The organism is Xanthovirga aplysinae, from assembly GCF_009711365.1.
In the GTDB taxonomy this organism is placed as follows: Bacteria; Bacteroidota; Bacteroidia; order Cytophagales; family Cyclobacteriaceae; genus Xanthovirga; species Xanthovirga aplysinae.
Map to the genome: position 1 here is coordinate 1 of NZ_SMMB01000405.1, position 1,438 is coordinate 1,438.

General features: G+C 36.0%; 2 protein-coding genes. Both read left to right on the forward strand.

Annotated features, from left to right (window positions below; all coding sequences use genetic code 11):
* Positions 1-503 (forward strand): hypothetical protein (locus E1171_RS23405; RefSeq protein WP_187696165.1); only part of this gene is annotated, 503 nt, incomplete at its 5' end.
* A gap of 305 nt (positions 504-808) precedes the next feature.
* Positions 809-1,387: a hypothetical protein gene (locus E1171_RS01440; protein ID WP_155203361.1), complete on the forward strand. Its 579-nt coding sequence runs from the start codon at positions 809-811 to the stop codon at positions 1,385-1,387.
* Positions 1,388-1,438: the final 51 nt, after the last annotated feature.

Sequence of the window (1,438 nt, forward strand, 5' to 3'; positions counted from 1 at the left end):
TATCAGTTCGTATGAGAAATAATGAACCTAAAATAAAAAAAATGTCAAATTTCACCCGCTTCCTCCCTGGCTTCAAAGCCACCTATATTTCTGTTGGTGCATTATACGTTCTTCTTGCCGGTAGCCTTTTTCTCCGCGGAATTCCTGAAAGCATGGCCCAATTCAACGTGCCTTCCGAGATCCTTAATTCCCCGCATTATCTTGATGCGATGTTGTGGACCTATTCACATATGATCATTCTAGGGCTGGTGATTGGGTTGATGGGATTTTTTGCAGAAGGTGTAAAGTTGAAAGGGTGGATGTCGGGGCTGCTCCTGCTCGCCAATGCATATTATACTCTTCTCGATTTTCGCTCTTCAGATTCGAATCTGGGAAATGGGTTGTATGAAGGGGAAGCTTCACTTATACCTGCTATTATAGCTTTGGGAATAACAATGTTGTTTTTACAACTCGTGGTGAGGAATGTTTTTGCAAGGCAGGCTTTAGGAATTAAAGAAGGTTAAGAAAATTGATGGTTCGTTGTTGTTCATTTCGGACAAATTTGCAAGACGGTAAGAAAAATTGATATTTTGGAAATGAGAATAAAAAATGATTTTCTTGATAGGCTAACAAGTAGCTGGTGAAAGTAAAAAAACATCAAACAATTCAATTTCTAGGCCGGAAATTGGTTACAAAATAGGAAGCAAATAAACTTAGAAAACTAAAGGAATAAAAACAAAACGATTGAGAACACTATGAATGCTTCATCGGCACTTTGACGGCATTGCAACCAAGCATACACATGGCGGTTAACCACAAGCAGAAAATATTGAAAGTCAATAAAACATATCTAAAAGGAAAATCAGTATTTATAGTTTCATTACTTGTAATCGGAATCGTAATTCTGACAGTCTATCTGACCGGAATAAATTACAATAGAAGTTTGTCTTCAAATATTTATTTGTCTTTAGGAATTATTGCAACTACTCTTTTTCTATTTATGACTTATGGACTTTATAAAGGAATTGGACTTTTTGATAATTTTCCCAAATACAGGAATTTTAAAAGTGGAGATTTTTTGGCAAGCTCGGGGACAGTTCCTGATTTGCCAAGTGTGGACGCAGGAGACGGAATTGGTGACCTGATTTTAACAGGGTTGCTGTGGCTGGTAATTTCCATTTTGTTTATTGTTTTGCTACTTGTCTTAGAGGCAATTATTTGGTTTTCAATACTTGTAATATTAACCATGTTATATTGGATTTTTTTCAAAGCTTTAAAACTGGTTCTCAGTAGATCGACTAAAACAAAGGGTAAAATCGGAGTTTCAGTAGTTTATTCTTTAACTTACACGGCAATGTATATGGGTTGGATATATGCAATCGTATTTTTGACAGAAATAATAAAATAGAAAATCCAGTGGTTAACATTGGCTCCTATGTAAAGCCTTTTCGTCGCTAAG